This window comes from Enterobacter cloacae complex sp. SHL001 (assembly GCF_049236825.1).
Taxonomy (GTDB): Bacteria; Pseudomonadota; Gammaproteobacteria; order Enterobacterales; family Enterobacteriaceae; genus Enterobacter; species Enterobacter hormaechei_C.
In genome coordinates, this window is the sequence record NZ_JBMKIP010000002.1 from 656831 (window position 1) to 675139 (window position 18309).

Annotated in this window: 17 protein-coding genes; 9 read left to right on the top strand and 8 right to left on the bottom strand. The window is 54.3% G+C overall.

Annotation, left to right across the window (positions count from 1 at the left end; translation table 11 throughout):
* The first annotated feature begins 341 nt into the window (after positions 1–341).
* The 5 genes from ACOTYH_RS08585 (at position 342) to dsbG (ending at position 4453) form a co-directional block, all read left to right on the top strand.
* Positions 342–1529, top strand: coding sequence for a DNA cytosine methyltransferase (locus ACOTYH_RS08585; protein WP_225986318.1), 1188 nt, complete (start codon positions 342–344; stop codon positions 1527–1529).
* On the top strand, positions 1486–2463 hold the full coding sequence (locus ACOTYH_RS08590) for an HNH endonuclease (RefSeq protein WP_039270738.1): 978 nt from the start codon (positions 1486–1488) through the stop codon (positions 2461–2463). Before ACOTYH_RS08585 ends, ACOTYH_RS08590 begins: the two co-directional genes overlap by 44 nt.
* Before the next feature lie 195 nt (positions 2464–2658).
* The gene (locus ACOTYH_RS08595; RefSeq protein ID WP_015570500.1) at positions 2659–3072 is read left to right on the top strand and encodes a hypothetical protein; all 414 of its coding nucleotides are present in this window, start codon (positions 2659–2661) and stop codon (positions 3070–3072) included.
* Positions 3073–3077: 5 nt separating this feature from the next.
* Positions 3078–3635 (top strand): RNA polymerase sigma factor, encoded by a 558-nt coding sequence (locus ACOTYH_RS08600; protein ID WP_023296645.1) that lies wholly within the window; start codon positions 3078–3080, stop codon positions 3633–3635.
* A 41-nt stretch (positions 3636–3676) separates the two neighbouring features.
* Positions 3677–4453: a thiol:disulfide interchange protein DsbG gene (dsbG, locus tag ACOTYH_RS08605; protein ID WP_015570501.1), complete on the top strand. Its 777-nt coding sequence runs from the start codon at positions 3677–3679 to the stop codon at positions 4451–4453.
* 38 nt (positions 4454–4491) lie between these two features.
* Here the strand turns inward: dsbG and ACOTYH_RS08610 are convergent, their stop codons facing one another.
* The 3 genes from ACOTYH_RS08610 to ACOTYH_RS08620 form a co-directional block, all read right to left on the bottom strand.
* A complete protein-coding gene (locus ACOTYH_RS08610) occupies positions 4492–5781 on the bottom strand; it encodes a glycoside hydrolase family 10 protein (RefSeq protein WP_421637681.1) in 1290 nt (429 codons plus the stop codon).
* A 7-nt stretch (positions 5782–5788) separates the two neighbouring features.
* A complete protein-coding gene (locus ACOTYH_RS08615) occupies positions 5789–6076 on the bottom strand; it encodes a VF530 family DNA-binding protein (RefSeq protein WP_000123965.1) in 288 nt (95 codons plus the stop codon).
* A 130-nt stretch (positions 6077–6206) separates the two neighbouring features.
* Positions 6207–7688 (bottom strand): UbiD family decarboxylase, encoded by a 1482-nt coding sequence (locus tag ACOTYH_RS08620; protein WP_017382330.1) that lies wholly within the window; start codon positions 7686–7688, stop codon positions 6207–6209.
* Between the two features lie 111 nt (positions 7689–7799).
* Here ACOTYH_RS08620 and ACOTYH_RS08625 point away from each other — a divergent pair, with 111 nt between their 5' ends.
* Positions 7800–8684, top strand: a complete 885-nt coding sequence (locus ACOTYH_RS08625; protein ID WP_017382331.1) for a LysR substrate-binding domain-containing protein — start codon at positions 7800–7802, stop codon at positions 8682–8684.
* Here ACOTYH_RS08625 and ACOTYH_RS08630 read toward each other — a convergent pair.
* On the bottom strand, positions 8675–9598 hold the full coding sequence (locus ACOTYH_RS08630) for a LysR family transcriptional regulator (RefSeq protein ID WP_234095248.1): 924 nt from the start codon (positions 9596–9598) through the stop codon (positions 8675–8677). The genes ACOTYH_RS08625 and ACOTYH_RS08630 overlap by 10 nt on opposite strands.
* A gap of 16 nt (positions 9599–9614) precedes the next feature.
* Positions 9615–10496 (bottom strand): LysR substrate-binding domain-containing protein, encoded by an 882-nt coding sequence (locus ACOTYH_RS08635; RefSeq protein WP_015570506.1) that lies wholly within the window; start codon positions 10494–10496, stop codon positions 9615–9617.
* Between the two features lie 109 nt (positions 10497–10605).
* Here ACOTYH_RS08635 and ACOTYH_RS08640 point away from each other — a divergent pair, with 109 nt between their 5' ends.
* Positions 10606–11190, top strand: a complete 585-nt coding sequence (locus ACOTYH_RS08640) for a nuclear transport factor 2 family protein (protein ID WP_015570507.1) — start codon at positions 10606–10608, stop codon at positions 11188–11190.
* A 117-nt stretch (positions 11191–11307) separates the two neighbouring features.
* Here ACOTYH_RS08640 and ACOTYH_RS08645 read toward each other — a convergent pair whose 3' ends face one another.
* The 3 genes from ACOTYH_RS08645 to ACOTYH_RS08655 form a co-directional block, all read right to left on the bottom strand.
* Entirely contained in the window at positions 11308–12285 is a 978-nt protein-coding gene (locus ACOTYH_RS08645) for an MBL fold metallo-hydrolase (RefSeq protein WP_015570508.1), read from the bottom strand.
* Positions 12286–12392: 107 nt separating this feature from the next.
* Entirely contained in the window at positions 12393–13277 is an 885-nt protein-coding gene (locus ACOTYH_RS08650; RefSeq protein WP_017382335.1) for an SDR family oxidoreductase, read from the bottom strand.
* A 111-nt stretch (positions 13278–13388) separates the two neighbouring features.
* Positions 13389–13916: a GNAT family N-acetyltransferase gene (locus ACOTYH_RS08655; RefSeq protein ID WP_032653615.1), complete on the bottom strand. Its 528-nt coding sequence runs from the start codon at positions 13914–13916 to the stop codon at positions 13389–13391.
* A gap of 131 nt (positions 13917–14047) precedes the next feature.
* Here ACOTYH_RS08655 and treZ point away from each other — a divergent pair, with 131 nt between their 5' ends.
* A complete protein-coding gene (gene treZ / locus ACOTYH_RS08660; RefSeq protein WP_332944988.1) occupies positions 14048–15835 on the top strand; it encodes a malto-oligosyltrehalose trehalohydrolase in 1788 nt (595 codons plus the stop codon).
* Positions 15832–18300: a malto-oligosyltrehalose synthase gene (gene treY, locus ACOTYH_RS08665; RefSeq protein ID WP_421637682.1), complete on the top strand. Its 2469-nt coding sequence runs from the start codon at positions 15832–15834 to the stop codon at positions 18298–18300. The genes treZ and treY overlap by 4 nt, the downstream gene beginning before the upstream one ends.
* Positions 18301–18309 lie beyond the last annotated feature (9 nt).

The following is an 18309-nucleotide window of genomic DNA, read 5'->3' on the forward strand; positions in this document are numbered from 1 at the left end:
GGAGCGAAGTGTGCAAAGACCATCGCTTGTGCAATTTTCGTATGATCCAAGATCTTCTGCATTTTGATGAAGTTGACTACATTAATCATAAAGTGCGGGCGAAAAGGTGTTGTACGGTAAATCGGGCTTAATCACTTTTCATTAAATTCAATGAAATAAGCGAGAATAATTTGAACATATCATAAATGTACGATTGATGAGGGTACATCTTCCAGTTGTGAATGGGCTCGCCCAAAGGTTGAGAAATAACCTTAGGCTCTGGACAAGCCGTCTCGTGTTCTCATTAGTGCCATGCTGGGCGAATGTGAGGATATAATCGTATACTGTACATAAAAACAGCCATGTCTTATGATACACTCGAAGATAGTAAACCATGGCAAAATTGGGAATGTGTTTTAATGAGTATAATCAATAAATTAAAGGTCATCGATTTGTTTTGTGGTGCTGGTGGGTTGTCCTGCGGCTTCATGAAAGATGCAAATGGCACTCATTTCGAAAGCATTCTAGCAATTGATAACGACAAAGCTGCGATAAAGACTTATAACGCAAACTTTGGTAATCATGGGATTGTTGCGAACATAGACGAATGGATCGCTGACAACCCGATCCCAATGGCCGACATTGTCATCGGTGGGCCTCCATGCCAGGGGTTCAGCTTGTTAAATAAAAACCGCGAAGGCGACCATCGTCGTGCACTATGGGAGCCTTATATGGATATCATTGAAAGGTCATCAGCTTCAGTATTTGTTATGGAAAACGTACCAGGGTTACTGTCGAGCGATGAGTTCGCTGATATCTGTGCTCGAGCAGAGAGTATAGGGTTTGTTTTGCTGAATCCTTGCGTGCTTAATACTGCTGATTATGGCGTTCCCCAGACCCGTAAGCGTGCTATTGCCATTGGGATCAAGAAACAACGATTTAATCTCGACACAATTCCTACGTTCCCACCTTCACCGTCTCATCAAAATCCGGAAAAACCGGGTGTTCTCCCTGCCTGGTTAACGGTAAAAGATTTCATCAGTGATCTTCCTAAGCCAGTAGGCACAGAAATTCGGGATGTGAAACCTCCATTAGATCTTCATTTTGGTAGAAATCCGACCGCGCTATCGCAAGAGCGCTACCGTGCCGTTCCGGTAGGAGGTAACAGATTTGACTTACAAAAAAACAGACCTGATATTACCCCTGCATGCTGGATAAAGAAAACATCTGGCGGTACAGACCTATTTGGCCGTCTGTGGTGGGATCGTCCTTCTGTAACTATTCGAACAGAATTTTTTAAGCCGGAAAAAGGACGCTATCTCCACCCAGAAGAACACCGTCCAATCACGCACCGTGAAGCTGCGCGTTTAATGAGTTTTCCGGATAGTTTTGTTTTTGAGGGCACGAAAACAGAAATTGCTCGCCAGATTGGTAATGCTGTTCCACCTGTTTTTGCTCAAAAAATTGCATCATATGTTATTAATCTAATGGAATGCAGAATCAAAGATGGCGAGAAGATCGAAGAAGAGCGAACCGGAAACGCTGCGTAAACAACTTTTAGCACTAATTGCTGATTTTGAGCATAAGTTGCTAGAGAACTCCCTAAGAGAACAGGTACTTTCACTCGTTCCAGCAAACCACTTGTTACGCGATTTAGGCAGTTCTCTATTGAATGAGGAAAATTGCAATTCTGCACGAGATCGCATCTTGGCATATTTGCTGAAATACCCCAAAACCATCATTCACGGTGATGAATTAATGGTTGTCGCAGGTATAAGTGAATATGCTCGCAGAATCCGTGAGTTGCGAGTTCAGTTTGGCTGGTCAGTTTTAAGTGGAACGACAGTTAAAGAGATGATCGAACAGGAGGAAATCACCCTACAAGAACTCCAGATCACATCTATAAAGTGCCTCAAAACCGACGTTTATGCTTTGGTGGCAACGGATCAGGATAGAGAAGCTGCGCTTCGTTGGAATGAAGCAAACGTTCTTCGCCGCAGCAAAATCTCAACGAAAGATAAAATCCTTTCCTATCTTAGAAAAAATGTAGGCCGTCCTGTTACCGGTGAAGAGCTGCGTTATCTTGCAAATGATAGTAAAGAATGGGCTCGCAGAACCCGTGAATTAAGAACAGAAGATGGTTGGCCTATTGCTACTAAAAACTCTGGTCGTCCAGAGTTAGAGGTTGGAGCTTATCTACTCGAAGAGGACCGGCAGGCGGAAGTTCATGATCGGAAAATTCCTGATCCCGTTCGTGTAAGTGTTCTAGAGAGAGATAACCATTCATGTAGGAACTGCCATTGGTCGCATAGCAAAAAAACGGCTAATGACCCCAGGACGTTCCTTGAGTTGCATCATATAGAACACCATGCCCATGGTGGTGAGAATACACTTACTAACCTGATAACTCTATGTAACGTCTGTCACGATGAAGTCCACAGGAAAAAGATTCCGATGGAAGAATTAATTAAATTACTTCAATAATCGTTGAAATGGCCGCTTTCGCGGCCTTTTTCCTCCTGTTAAAACGATGTAGCCGCTGCACAATCTCCTTCAGCCATTACTGTTATCCGTACAAAGCCGCTATGACATAAATTTTATCTTTCCCCGGCAATATTTCTGTTCCTCATCCGTCTACCTCATCAGAGACCATAATCATTCAACATAAACGAGGTACACATGAGAAATTTTGATATGCACGGAAAAGGTCACGGGCGTGGTTTGGGCCGCCATCGTATGGGTAAGGGCATCGTAATTGGCGCAGTCCTGTTCGTGGTGCTTGGCCTGCTGGTCATGTCCCTGTGGAACGCGTTGCTCCCGGCCATCCTGGGGGTTAAAGCCATTGGCTTCTGGCAGGCGCTGGGGATCCTGCTGCTGAGCCGCATTCTTTTCGGTGGGCTGGGTTTCCGTCCGGGCATGTTCGGTGCGCACCGCCGTATGCACGAACAATGGATGAATATGAGCCCCGAACAACGTGAGGCCTTCATTCAGCAGCGTCGGGCGGGATTTGGGCGCCACGGTCATTGCCGGTGGCACGATGGCCGGGATGAAAAGCGAGATGATAACGGTGCAAAAGCGCCGGAAGCCGAGTGAGCGATATGAAAGCCGGTGAGGCGGGGGAATCATTACTGATCTCGGCACTCAATGCCTGCCGCGCGCGGCTAAAAGCCTTCATTCGCGGACGGACTGCGGTTCGTGATGATGTCGATGATATTCTTCAGGAAGTGACCTGGCAGTTGATGAAAGTGGAACAACCGGTCGAGAACGTCGCCGCCTGGCTGTTTCGCGCCGCACGAAATGAGATGATCGACCGGGCGCGAAAAAAGCACGAGGTTTCACTGCCGGGGTACCTGACAGCAGATGACGAGGACTTTCCGGAGCAGGAGATTGCAGAAACGTTATTCGGCGTACCGCAAACGCCGGAGGAAGAGTATCTCAACATGCTGCTATGGGAAGAGTTGGGGCAAGCCCTGTCGGAACTGCCGCCACCTCAGCGCGAGGTGTTTGAAAAAACGGAATTTGAGGGCTACAGCATGAAGATGCTGGCAGAGGAAACAGGCGACAGTGTGCAGGCGTTATTATCCCGCAAACACAAAGCCGTGCGATTTTTGCGTAGTCGCCTCAAGGATATTTATGAAGCGTTGACAGGACAATAAACTTCGACCACTCTGAAAAACAATATTTTAAAGGGGTCGTTATGCTTCAACGGTTAGCAAAGAAAAAGGTGCTGTTACTCTCTGCTCTGATGGTTTCAGGGCTGGTCAGGGCAGAGGAGTCGCTTCCGGATGTGGTGAAGCACTTCAGTGAACAGCAGGACATCAAAATCATCAAGAAAATTGACGCCCCCGGCGGCGCGCCAGCGTGGCTGGGGAAATATCAGGACATGGGCGTGACGCTCTTTCTGACCCCTGACGGAAAGCACGTCGTGTCTGGTTATCTTTATGATGAGAAGGGAACCAACCTCAGCGAGGCCTTTTTCCAGAAAGAGATCTACGCCCCGATGGGCCGCGAGATGTGGAAAAAGCTCAATGCGGCGCATCCCCTGAAAGAGGGCGCGGAGAGTGCCCCGCGCAAAGTCTTCGTCTTTGCCGACCCGTTCTGCCCGTACTGCAAGCAGTTCTGGGCTGAAGCGCAGCCGTGGGTGAAGGCTGGCAAGGTTCAGCTCAATACGCTGCTGGTTGCATTTCTTAACCCGAACAGCGGGCGTAACGCCTCCGCGATCCTGAATGCGAAAGATCCGGTGTCGGCCTGGAAAACGTACGAGCTGTCCGGCGGGAAAAAGCTGCCGAAACCTGAAGCTGCGGCTTCCCGGGAAACCGTTGAGATCCTGCAAAATCACCAGACGCTAATGGACAGTCTCGGCGCGAATGCCACACCGGCTATTTATTACCTGAATGAGCAAAACGAACTGCAACAGGTCGTGGGTATGCCAGACGCAAAACAGCTTGAGGCGATGTTCGGGCCGAAGCCGTAAAAGAAAGGCAGAAACAGAACGTTTCTGCCTTTTTTCAGTCAATTACCCCAGCGTCCCCGGAGGTAATTTACCGCCTCCTGCGTCTGCGGCTGGTTAAGATAGTCTTCACGGAACAGGATGGTGCCCTTAACGTCTGGCAGTGAATCGTTGAGGTCGAGCTGTTTTTTCAGCTCCGGTACGCCGCCGTTCACCGTCCAGTCCGGTTCGTTTCTGGAAGGCGCGCCCACTTTGTAGAACGCGATCCCGATATACAGGCGGGTATGGGTCGGTTTCACCACGTCAGCCCACCATTTTGTCAGCACATCGTAACGTGCCGCGTCGCGGGCGAAGGGCCAGTAGATCTGCGGCGCAATGTAATCCAGTAAACCCTGCTGTACCCATTTGCGCGTGTCAGCGTAGGATTCATCATAGGCTGCGGCACCGCGCGTGTCCGAGCCTGCCGGGTCGAAGGAGCGATTGCGCCAGACCCCCGCCGGGCTAACGCCAAATTCGACCTCAGGTTTAGCCTGCTTGATCGCCCTTGAAACCTGCACAATCAACTGCTGCGTATTGTGTCGACGCCAGTCCGCTTTTGACGCAAAACCTTCGCCATAGCGCCTGAAGGTCCAGGCATCATTCAGGGTGGACCCCGGCGTCTCGGTGTAAAAATAGTCATCGAACTGAACGCCGTCGACAGGGTAGTGATTTACCACTTCCATCACCACCTGGGTTATCCAGTCCCGCACGTCGGGAATGCCCGGGTCGAGAACAAAACGATCCCCCGAGGTGCGGATCCACTCCGGATGCTGGACGTACACGCTGGAAGGATGAAGCGACGAGGTGCGGTTAAGCGCGGCGATGGTCGACGGCTTCGTGTTGGTGGAAACGCGGTACGGGTTAAACCAGGCATGAACCTTCATCCCGCGCTTGTGCGCTTTATCCAGCATAAACTGAAGCGGATCGTAACCGGGATCTTCCCCGATAGTCCCCGTCAGGGTATCTGACCAGGGCAGTATTTTAGAGGCCCACAGCGCCGTACTGTCCGGTTTTACCTGAAAGAAGACGGTGTTGATCCCAAGTTTTTTCAGCTTATCGAGCTTGTCCGTCAGCGCCCGCTGTTGCTGGGCGATACGCTGGTCCGCGCTACGGCCATTCACCGATGACACGGGAGGCCAGTCGAGACGGGAGACGGTCGCCAGCCAGATCCCGCGCATGGGTTCGTTAGTCTGCTGTAGAGGTTTCGCCTGCGGCAGCGGGGTAACGAGTGATTTGGGTGGTTTGGAAGTGCAACTTACCAGTAAAAGCGCGCAGCCAAGCAGCGCGCCAGTCCGTTTTACGTGTCGCATCATTTGCGTGTTAGCTCCTGGGTGTCCGGCTATCCGTCCAGGGATTAAACGCCGGTTCGTCCTGTTCCCCGTTACCGTCATCGTGAAGTGAGTCGAGGTAGAGGGCTTCAACTTCCGCCCGCGCCCATGGGGTGCGGCGCAGGAACTTCAGACTCGATTTAACACTCGGGTCCTTGCGAAAACAGTTGATTTTGATTCGGTTGCCCAGTTCATTCCAGCCATATCGCGCAACCAGCGCGTTAACCTGCATTTCGAGCGTTACGCCATGCAAAGGATCGTTGGAAATATGTGCTGTCATAGGCGTCCGGTAGTCTCATTTTTTATGGGGATGTGATAAACGCTCAAAGGTTACAAGAAAGCAGGGGACGCGGCAATTTCAGCGTGAGGTTCTTCACCCGTGAAGAGTGAAGAAGATTTTCCGGTTAACGCTATTTTTTAAACAGTTCAGGCGCCCATGGCGTCGGGTCTACCTCCATAAAGGGCGCACGCTCAAAGCGGGACTTAAGCGCCCAGGGCACCGTACAGTCGAAAATCGTTTTGCAGGTGATCCCGTTGCCACGAATGGAGGGGCTGTAGTCCGGGGCCTGAGACGGATCGAGCTGGTGTCCGCGGATCCCCGGCAGATGGGTGATGCTGACATCGCCCTGCATACGGGTGGTCATCGCCCACAGGATGTCGTCGCTGTCGAAAATATCCACATCTTCGTCGACGAGAATAATGTTTTTAAGCTCGGAATAGGTGGCTAACGCAATGAGTGCCGCCTGACCCTGACGCCCTTCGTCAGAGGGCTGGCGTTTTTTCACCTGCAATACGCCAAGAAACTTGCCGCCGCCAGCGGTATGCGCATAGACGTTTTGCAGAAAACCGGGGATGGCTTCTTCCACCGCATTACGGATGCTGGCCTCCGTTGGCAAACCGGCCAGCGTGGTGTGCTCCTCGCCCGGTCCTACCAGGGTTTGCAGGATCGCCTGATGACGCATCGTGACGGCCTTCACTTTGATTACCGGTAAGGAGGGGTTAGCCTCCCCACAGTAGCCGGGAAATTCCGGCATCGCGTGCCCGGTGTGGGTATGCTGATCTTCTTCTACACGCACGCCCGGCAGCAGTTCGCCTTCGATGATAATTTCCGCACGCGCTATCGCTTTTTCATTTACGGCCACACCCTGCACCAGCTCTACGGGGGTCTGACGTAACGCGCCGGCGACCCCCAACTCGTTGTAGCCGAAGGGCGTGGTAGGGGCTTCGAAACAGGCGCCAATATAGATAGCGGGATCGAGACCCATATTGATCGTGACCGGCAACGGTTTGCCCGCCTCCTCGGCTTTCTTACGGAACACTTCAATATGGCGGCCCGCGGCAAGAAACATGGAGAGCTCATCGCGCTCCTGCACGCAGAGACGGTGAATAGTGACATCGGTCAGTGAGGCATCTTCCGGATCGCTTGCCAGCACCAGCCCCAGACAGAAGAACGGACCGGCATCTATCGGCGTGTTGGTCGGTGCCGGAAGTAATTTACGCAGATCGAAGTCCGGATCGTCGGCATAAAATACCTGTTCCTGACACGGCGCCTGTGCCGCCGGAACCACAACGGGAGCAATCGGGTTTTTCACGGCCTGGCCGACATGTTTTGCCAGTTCAGAGGGCTCGCAGCCCAACAGGAGCGCCGCCCGCTCGCGGCTGGCGTGCATTCCGACCAGAATACGGGAGTCGGGATATCCCTTAATAGCGTTAAACATCATCGCCGGGCCAATGCGCGTCGGACGTTTTACCGTGCCGCCAGCACCAATATGCCGGTACACACCCGCCAGCTCCGCGTCAGGATCGACCGGATGGCTGGTTTCAAGGTATTGACCTTCATGGCGTTTGAGCAGTTCGATAGCACTTCTGAGATCGTTGATGTGGTTTTTCATATTTCCCTCCTCGGATGAAGGCTTCCATTCTTAACCGGACGAAGAGGGCTATCAATTGCATCATTTATGCTATTTTAATATGAATTTTATTATCAATAATAAAGGCATGGTATGCAGTTTCGACTGATGCGCAATTTCATCGTGGTGGCGGAAGAGCTTCACATGCATCGGGCGGCGGAGCGCCTTAACATGGCGCAGCCAGCGCTGAGCCAGCAGATAAAAACGCTTGAAGATCGTCTTGGGGTCTTGCTCTTTAGCCGGGCGAATCGTCGCCTGACGCTGACGCCAGCCGGTGAGGCATTTCTCAGTAAAGCCAGAGTCGCGATTTTAATGACCGATCAGGCGATTCTGGATGCCAGACAGACGGCCAGAGGGGAACAGGGCGTGCTGAATCTCGGATGTGTTTCAAGTGCGATATTCGACAGTAAGCTACCCGCCGCGCTACGGCTTTTACATGAGAAATGGCCCGCCATCAGCCTTTCCATGATGACGGGTAACGTGCAAACCCTTTATACCGGCGTGCAAAGCAACCAGCTGGATGTGGCCATTATTCGTGCCCCGTTACCGCTATTGCCTGACGATCTGCAAAGCCGTCCATTTACAACGGAAAAGGCCGTGCTGGCCTTACCTCGTCAACATAGCCTGGCGGGCTCCGCCGCGCTGACGCTTGCGTCGGTGAAAGAGGAGAAGTGGATCGCCCTGCGCGACCCGGAGGGGATGGGGCTGGAGCAATATTTCTATGATGCCTGCCACAGCGCGGGCATACAGCCTGACGTTGTGCAAAATGCCACCGATGTCCCCACGGTGATAAGTCTCGTCTCGGCAGGGTTTGGCATCGCCATGCTGCCGGCTTCAGCGAAGGCGATATGCGTACAAAACGTCGTCTTTGTGGATATTCTTGACCGACTCCGGGAGAGCGAGCTGACGCTGGTTTGCCACCGGATTATTCGCTCTGAGGTCCTGAAAAAATTGATGAGCATCCTCGATCATACCTGACGTCCGGCGGCCTGAAGAAGCTGTTCTTGCAGCCAGCGGTTAGCCGGATCCTGGCTGTTTTTCGGGTGCCAGTACATACCGATGACGATCGGAGGGAGATCCAGCGGCGGCGGAAAAATATCAAGCGTTTGCGTGAACCGTAGCAACATGCGTCTGGGTAGGGTGCAGAGCAAATCGGTACCGGCAACAATCGCAGGCGCCATCGCATAGCTTTGCGTCGACATCACCACGTTACGCTGGTGGCCAAGCCCCGCCAGATGCTGATCGACAAAGCCCGCGAACGGGTCGCCCTCGGATGAAACCACCAGGTGGGAAAGGCTGCAATAGCTTTCCAGATCCATCGGCCCCGTACCGCGCGGATGGCCTTTACGCTGGGCGGTGGCATATTCATCGTCAAACAGCTTGCGTCTGACCCATGCATCGTGCGCCCCCGCGTTAACGCCGACATAAATATCCACATCGCCATTTTCCATCTGCGCTGGCAGCAGCGGGGTTTCCGGGAGCGCAAAACGCAGGCGGATGCCTGGTGCTGCGCTGCTAATCTGATTCTGCAACTCTGCCCCCAGCATCAGCGCCGGGTTCTCGTGCAGGGCAATCACAAAGGTGCGGGTGCTGTTATGCGCGTTGAACGTGGTGGGTTCAAGCATCGCCGATATACCCTGCAAAACCGTCGCGACCTGCGGCCTTAACCCCTCGGCGCGCGGCGTAGGTAACACCCCACGTCCGTGTGGGGAAGGGATAAACAGCGGCTCATCGAACAGGACGCGCAGGCGCGCAAGGCGGGCAGACATCGCCGGCTGGCTGATGCCCAGCCGCGCGGCCGCATGGGTGATATTCTGATCCCTGAGTAACGCATCCAGCGTCAGGATCAGGTCCATATCCATATCGGAGGAGGGCATCTTATTGTGCGTCATAGCTTGCTGCCGTTGTTCAACAGGGAAGGTTAGCCATTGCCAGAAAAGCAGTCACTGCATTACCTGGCTCCTGCATGCGGCTGATCATGACCAGATTTGCGGTCAGCGCCTGAGCATTCAGGTTGCGGTAAATCAGTCCGGGTATTTGCACCTGTTGCAGGGGGGCGGGAACCAGCGCCAGACCGAGCCCGGCTGCGGCAAATGCCAGAACGCTTAGCGTACTGTTTGAACGATGTGCCACGCAAAAACCATCCCCGAGCTGCTGCGCCAGCAGCACAGTCAGATTTTCATTGGCGTCATGCGCGTCGTACAGGACCAGGGGATGACCGGCGAGCATTTCAACGGAGAGGTGCGGATGGATGGCTAAGGGATGATCGTCACACATTGCGATTATCATCTCCCAGTTTCCGGTTTTCTGCACCCTGATCTGCGGATCGGCTGTCGTACTGTTATCCGGTGTATAACCGACATCAATATGCCCTGCGAGGATCGCAGCTACCTGTTTCTGGGGAGCGATTTCCTGAATGGTGACTTCTGCATCCGGATGGGTTTTACGGAAGCGACGTACATCGGTAATCATTTTGCCACTAAAAATGGCGTTCCCGGCAAAACCGACCCGTACACGCCCTGTCTCTCCCCGTATCGCACGCTGGACTGCCAGACGCGTGTGTTCCATCTGTTCCAGCATCAGTCTGGCTTCGCTGAGAAGAAGCGATCCGGCCTCAGTAAGTTCCACACGACGGCTGGTGCGGATAAACAGCGGACCGCCTAACTCGGTTTCAAGGGCTTTAATCTGCATGCTAAGCGCAGGCTGAACAATATGGAGTCGCTCAGCCGCGCGTCCAAAATGCTCTTCTTCTGCAACAGCCAAAAAATAGCGTAAGTGCCGGAGTTCCATTGCCACCCTGACTCATCATTAAAAATGATTGTTTAGTAAAATATATATATTTGAGTATAAACCGCTTCACGGCCAAACTGAACGCATCAACTCAAACAGGAACCAAACAATGCAAACTCACCAACTGCAAGACCGTCAGGATCTTAACGACCTCATGAATGGCTGGATGCACCGCGACCTGGGCGAATGGGAGCAGCTGCGTAATCTTTTTCATCCGGACGGCACAATCGAAATTACGTGGTTCGAAGGGCTCGCGAGCGATTTTGTCGAGGGTTCCATGCGTATGGGCGCTTCAGATTTGCGCACAAAACATATGATTGGCTCGCCCGTCGTCACTTTTAACGACCGCGGCGACAAAGCGATTCTTGAAACCAATGCGATGATCATCGCTGAAAATATAAAACTTAATATTGGATGCGAATGCCACAATCGTTTCTACGATCTGGCAGAAAAGAGAGAGGGCGTATGGAAGCTGTTCCATCGTCAGAGCATCTACGACATGGGTATTTTCACCTTTCCGCTGGGCCCGGTTGAGATTGATTCAAAAATTGCTGCCAACTATCCGCGGGAATATGCCGCGCTAGCTTATCTGCTGGAACAAAGCGGTTTTCCCCTCGGCCGCGTATTTGCCACGCGTGACAGTGAACTAGAAGCGAATATGAAAGCGAACGCAAAAAAATGGCTGGCTGTCTGACAGGTTGAGCGCAGGGCCGAACAGATTTCGCCGGCTGGTTAATACCCGGCCGCGGGGCCCTGGGCGTGAGATAGCGGTCCCAGGCTGACATATTTAGCCTGGGACGCAGAGACTCTCTTATTGCGCGTCCCGGTTGGTATAGGTCACCGGAACCCACGCGTAGCCTTCCCGCTCACCTTTCTTCACATACCCGATCCCGGGGAAAGGCAGATGTGGCGCCGCAATCAGATCTTTGTTTTTCACAAACTCAGCGAACGCTGCGTTGCGTACCCGGGCGGCTCCGTCCTGATCCTCATCGTAAGCAATCGTCACGTTGGGCTGTGGGAACTGAACCGCGGCAACGTGAATGATGTCGCCGACAAAGGTAATTTTTTCACCTTTGCTCTCCAGCGTGTAGAACGCGGACCCTGGGGTGTGGCCCGGGTGAACCGTACCGCTGATGCCCGGCAGAAGCTGTTCCGTCCCGGAGAAAGTCTTCACTTTCCCGCCATCCAGATAGGGCTTTAAGGTCTTGTGCGCGACGTCGAAGTAGTTCTGGTCATAGCCAGATTTTTTCTGGTTCTCGTCGTTAAAGAAGAAATCGATATCCGGTTTGCCGACATACACCTGTGCACGGGTAAATACGCGCTGACCGTCTTTGACCAGGCCGCCTGCATGATCGGAGTGCGCGTGGGTGATCAGGATATCGGTGATGTCCTGCGGCCTGATGCCCTGCGTCGCCAGGCTTTCAATCAGCCGCCCGCCTTTGCCGGGGCCAAAGAGCTGACCGGAGCCGGTATCCACCAGAATTTTGTGGCCGGGCATAGCGATATAGAACGCGTTAATCGATGCTTCCACCGGATTGGCCTGGAAGTTTTTGGCCAGTAACGCATCGGTATTTTCCGCCGTCGTCCGGCGCAGTAAGGCGTGCAGGTCCTGCGGCACGCTGCCGTCCGTAAAGGCGGTGACAATCGTATCGCCAACCTGAACGCTGTAGCCGCCGGCCTGCTGTTTCACCACATGCTGCGGAACGCTGGCCACCGCGTGGATCGCGGGAAAGAATAAAACCGAACCGGTCAACAGGGTTGATAACGCAAGTTTTTTCACAGTAAACATGATGGGCTCCTCAATAGTAAGTTCATCATAGTTCAACTGAGATTTTTGAGAACAGCAGGGAAGTGAATGTGACCTATCCATGAAATGGATAGGTCTGAGAGGATGCTTTACAGCACGCCGGTACCGCCGTCAGAGCACCATACTTGTCCGGAGGCGTATGAGCAGGTATCTGAGGCAAAAAGCACATACAGCGGTGCGATTTCAACCGGCTGGCCCGGTCGGCCCAGGGGCGTATCTTCCCCGAATTTCTGAACTTTGGACTGCGGCTGACCGCCGCTGGACTGAAGAGGCGTCCAGTATGGACCTGGCGCGACGGCATTCACCCGAATGCCACGCGGCCCCAGCTGCTGAGCCAGAGACTTGGTAAAGGCCACGTTACAGGCTTTGGTCTGCGCATAGTCCACCAGGATCGCGCTCGGTTTAAACGCCTGAACGGAAGTGGTGTTGATGATCACGGCGCCTTCCTGCAAATGGCGCAGCGCAGCTTTAGTGATCCAGAAGGGGGCATAGACGTTGGTTTTAAACGTCGCGTCGAAATCTGCCGTGGTGAGATCGTCGATCGATTCGCAGTACTGCTGGCGTCCGGCGTTGTTCACCAGGATATCCAGGCCACCCAGTTCTGCGACGGCTTTTTCTACCAGCGTATCGCAGAACGACTCCACGCGAATGTCGCCGGGAATGGCGACCGCTTTACGGCCTTCGGCCCGAATCAGCGCAATGACCGATGCCGCATCGGACTCCTCTTCCGGGAGATAGCCAATAGCCACATCTGCACCTTCACGGGCATAGGCGATCGCTACTGCGCGACCAATTCCGGAATCACCGCCGGTAATCAGCGCTTTTTTTCCTGCCAGTTTGCCTGATCCGATATAACTTGTTTCACCGTGATCCGGTATTGGCTTCATTTCCGATGCCAGCCCGGGGGCCCTTTGCGGTTGTTCAGCAAACGGTGGACGAGGGTAATGCAGCGTGTGATTATTTCCTGTAGACATACCGGCCTCCTTAATAGTGAATTCAAAGATTAGTCGTTAATTAAACGTAAGCGGGCAAAATTGACAAATTCAGACAAATCTATCTTCTGGTAGCGGATATAAAATATTTTCTCAAGCCAGCATGTAATACCAGAAAAGGGCCACCTCATCTTTTTCCGGCAGGGCGTTGTAAAGGTAGCGATCGTAACCGCCGAGAATAAACCCATAGTGACGATAGAACTGACAGGCAGAAACATTAACGTTCTGCGTCTCCAGCCGTAACCCGGGCGCATTGAGGCTTCGCGCCCAGACGTGGGTGGCGGACATCAGCTTGTGCGCCGCGCCCGTACGGCGTTTTGAACGCTCCACGGCAATGTAATCCACCGAAATAAATTTATTCCAGTTGCAGGACGCGGTAATAAAACCGGCGATTTCACCGTCATCCGTTTCGGCGATAAGAAATATTGAATCCGGATTAACGCAATGATTTTCCAGTGTCTGGAGATCAAGCTCATAGGTTTTAAGATAAGGTTCGGTCAGCGCCTCGATATGCAAATCACCATTGAGAAATGGCTCTCTGGCAATCTCATCAACCTTGAAAGAAAAATCACAACATTCAAGGCGGGCGAGGTCTGTACTTAATCCTTTTCGAATATGCATAGTATTCCTTAAGTGGGAGTTATAAATAGATAATAGACGAAGCGGCATCCCCTGCTGGCATAACACTCTGTAGATCCTGGTCTAAGCTTGTATTTCGTTCCGCGTAAAAGGTGGTCATTCGAGGACAATGAATGGAATTCAGAACATGTCGCAGGCACTGGGGTGCTGAGTTTATTTCCGATGACGTTGTACGTTTTCGCGTCTGGGCAGAAGGGCAGAAAGATCTCACATTACGTTTAACCGATACCGACATTCCCATGGCGGCGGTGGGCGACGGCTGGTTTCAGATTGACGTGCCCGGCGTCATGCACGGTACGACTTATCAGTTTGTTTTACAGGATGGAATGGCGGTGCCGGATCCGGCCTCACGCGCGCAGCAGGCTGACGTCAACGGCCCGTCGGTGGTGATCGACCCGCGTCGCAGCCTGCCCACTCAGCGGGAATGGCAAGGACGATCGTGGGAAGAGACGGTGATCTACGAGCTGCATATCGGCACCTTCACCGGGGAAGGAACCTTCAGGGCGGCCATCGACAAACTGCCTTATCTGGCCGGGCTGGGTATTACGCAACTGGAAGTGATGCCCGTGTCCCAGTTCGGGGGCGCGCGCGGATGGGGGTATGACGGCGTACTGCTGTATGCCCCGCACTCGGCTTATGGCACACCGGATGATTTTCATGCCTTCATTGATGCCGCCCACGCGCTCGGGCTTTCCGTGGTGCTGGATATCGTACTCAACCACTTTGGCCCGGAAGGTAATTACCTGCCGTTGCTCTCGCCAGCGTTTTTCCATCGGGATCGTATGACCCCGTGGGGCAACGGTATTGCCTATGAGGTTGAGGCCGTCCGGCAATACATCGCCGAGGCGCCGTTATTCTGGCTCTCGGAGTATCATCTTGACGGTCTGCGCTTCGACGCCATCGACCAGATCCATGACGACGCTGAGACCCATATTCTTCCCGAGATAGCGCAACGGATCCGCGACGCATTTCCGGATCGGCATATCCATCTGACCACCGAAGACAGTCGCAACGTGATTTTCCTGCATCCGCGCGATGAGCATGGTCAGACGCCGCTTTTCACCGCCGAATGGAATGATGATTTTCACAACGCCGCGCATGTCTTCGCGACCGGGGAATCACACGCCTATTATCAGGATTTTGCCTTTGAGCCGGAGAAAAAACTGGCGCGGGCGCTGGCAGAGGGCTTTGTCTACCAGGGGGAAATCTCGCTTCAGACCGGAAAATCGCGCGGGGTAGAGTGTCGCGAGCAACCTCCGCAGTTTTTTGTCGATTTTATTCAGAATCACGACCAGGTCGGCAACCGTGCCCAGGGGGAGAGGCTTATCTCTCTGGCAGGCGCGGATAAAACGCGTGTGCTGTTTGCGGCGCTGCTTATGTCGCCTCATATTCCGCTGCTGTTTATGGGCGAGGAGTATGGCGAAACGCATCCGTTCCTCTTTTTCACCGACTTCCACGGCGACCTGGCGAAAGCCGTGCGGGAAGGGCGCGCGAAAGAGTTTACCGGCCATGCCGGGCACGATGAAACCGTACCGGACCCCAATGACGTAAATACCTTTATGCGGTCGAAGCTTGACTGGAACAAGGCAGACACGGAGGAAGGCAGGGCGTGGCTGCACGCTACGCGCGAACTGATTGCGCTGCGTCAGCGCTTTATCGTCCCGCTACTGAAACAGCGGGGCGCCGTGGAGGGTAACGTCCTGCAAACGGCGCTCGGCATGGTTGCCGTGAGCTGGCGTTTCCCATCCGGTACGCTGTCGCTGGCGCTGAATATCGGCAAAAAGCCGCTCGCCTTACCGAACCTGCCCGGAAAAACGATCTTTAGCTGGCCGGAGGCAGTCGATAACCTGCCGCCAAACAGCATTGTTGTTCGCTTAGCTGATGGAGAAGCAGCGCTATGATCCCTTCCTCTACTTACCGAATTCAGTTTCGCAACGGCATGACCTTCGATCGCGTGGTGGACCTGATTCCGTATATGAAAGACCTTGGAATTAGCCATCTTTACGCGTCGCCTGTTTTCACCGCAACCACGGATTCCACCCACGGCTATGACGTGACCGACCCCAACGAAATCGACCCGGCGATTGGCGGGCGGGAAGGGTTTGACCGCATGGCGGCAGCGCTGAAGCAGGCGGGGATGGGGCTGATTCTGGATATCGTTCCTAACCATATGTCGACCTCGCTGGAAAACCGCTGGTGGCGCGATGTTATAGAACAAGGCAGGCAGAGCCGCTATGCGGCATATTTTGATATCGACTGGTCCCGACCGCTGACGTTGCCGTTTCTTGGCGACACCTTTGAAGCCGAGCTGGAGCGGGGGGCTATCACCTTAAAACGTGACAGTGTCACCAACAGCGCAGCGCTGGTTTACTATGATACCGCCTATCCGCTTAATCCCGGCACGTATGCCGAAGGCAAGAGCATCGCTGAGATCCACGAGGCGCAAAGCTGGCGGCTGATGTCCTGGCGGGAAGCGCCGAAACAGCTTTCATGGCGGCGCTTTTTTGAAATCACCGGGCTGGTCGGCGTGCGGGTAGAGGATGAGGCGGTCTTCGCAGACACGCACCGCCTGATCCTTGAGCTTGTTCACGCCGGGGTTGTCGACGGCCTGCGCATTGACCATGTGGACGGGCTTGCCGATCCGCTGGGCTATTTGCAGCGCCTGCGTGCGGCGACCGGACCGGATTGCTACATCACGGTAGAGAAGATCCTCGCCAAAGGGGAACAGCTTCCTCCGGAGTGGCCGGTCTCGGGTACTACGGGCTATGAGTTTATTGCCTCGCTGGCGGAAGTGCTGGTGGATGATACCAACCTCTCGCGACTGGAGACGCTCTACGACGAGACGCTGGGTACGACCATGGACAGGCAGGCGGAACTTCGCAAAGCCAAAGGGCTGATGACCGATCGTAATTTTGAAGGTGAATTTACCACGCTGCTCAAAATAGCCAGCGAGCTGGCCGGGCATAACGGCGCCCAAGTGGAGCATGAGGATATCCGCCATGCCCTGCGCGAGCTGCTTATCGCGTTTCCGGTGTATCGCACCTACGGCACCGGAGAGGGGCTGACGCCACCGGATGTGGCGCTGCTCAGCCGCGTGGTCGCCAGCGTCGACAGCTCTGAACCCGCGCTCAGCCTGATCGTGCGTATTCTTACCGGCGATCTGCCGGAGGATGACCACGCGCTGGCCTCGCTTTTCCGCACCCGTTTTCAGCAACTGACCGGGCCGCTGATGGCGAAATCGGTAGAGGATACGCTGTTCTTCCGCCATAACCTGGAGCTGGCCCTGAACGAAGTCGGCGCTGACCCGACGCCGCGCGCATTTTCACTTTCCCGTTTTCATCAGGAGATGCGCATTCGTCTTGCCCGCCAGCCCGATGCGCTGCTGGGAACCTCCACCCACGACACCAAACGCGGCGAGGATGCGCGAGCGCGACTATACACGCTGACGGAAGCGCCAGATCTGTGGGGAGAAAACCTGGCGCGCTGGCGGCAGATGAACCAGACGCAGGTCCGATTCCTCAACGACGGCACCGCGCCGAACGCCGCCGACACCTGGATGATCTTCCAGGCGCTGGCGGGCGTCTGGCCAGCCACGCTGTCGCCAGACGATCGTGATGGTCTTAAGTCACTGGAAGAGCGTTTCCTCGGCTTTATTGAGAAAGCCCTGCGCGAGGCCAAGCAGCGTACCGACTGGATCGACAGCAACGAAGGGTACGAGAGCGTGGTGCTGGACTACGTGCGCCATCTGCTTTCCCCGGACAACACCCTGTTCCTGCGCGATTTCAGTGCCGCACTCCAGCCGTTTATTCGGGCGGGGTTAATGAACAGCCTGAGCCAGACGGTGATCAAGCTGACTGCGCCAGGCGTACCGGACATCTACCAGGGCAGCGAAGGGCTTAACTTCAGCCTGGTCGACCCGGATAACCGCCGCGAACCGGATTTCACCGCGCTGGCGGAAAACCTCAGCGTAGCGGATGGAACCATTTTTAACGATGCGCAACGCTGGCGAGACGGCAGCGTGAAGCAGTACGTCACCGCCACGCTGTTACGGCTGCGGCCGCATTACCCCGCGCTTTTCCGCTACGGCGACTGGCTGCCGCTGAAGGTGACCGGCGAGCGGGAAGAGAATCTGATCGTTTATGCCCGCATAAAAGATGACGAGGCGCTGATCGTCGCCGTGCCGCGTCTGGTGTTTGACGTCACCGACAATGCGATGCTGTGGGCCAATACTACGGTGGCCATACCCCAGGAGCTGGCCGGGAAGCACTACCGGGATCTGTTTACCGGTGAGCGTCGCCTTCTGCCAGAGACGCTGGATTTAACGTCTGAAAAGGGATGTTTGTTGGTTCTGCTTACCTGCGAATAATCGAGGAGA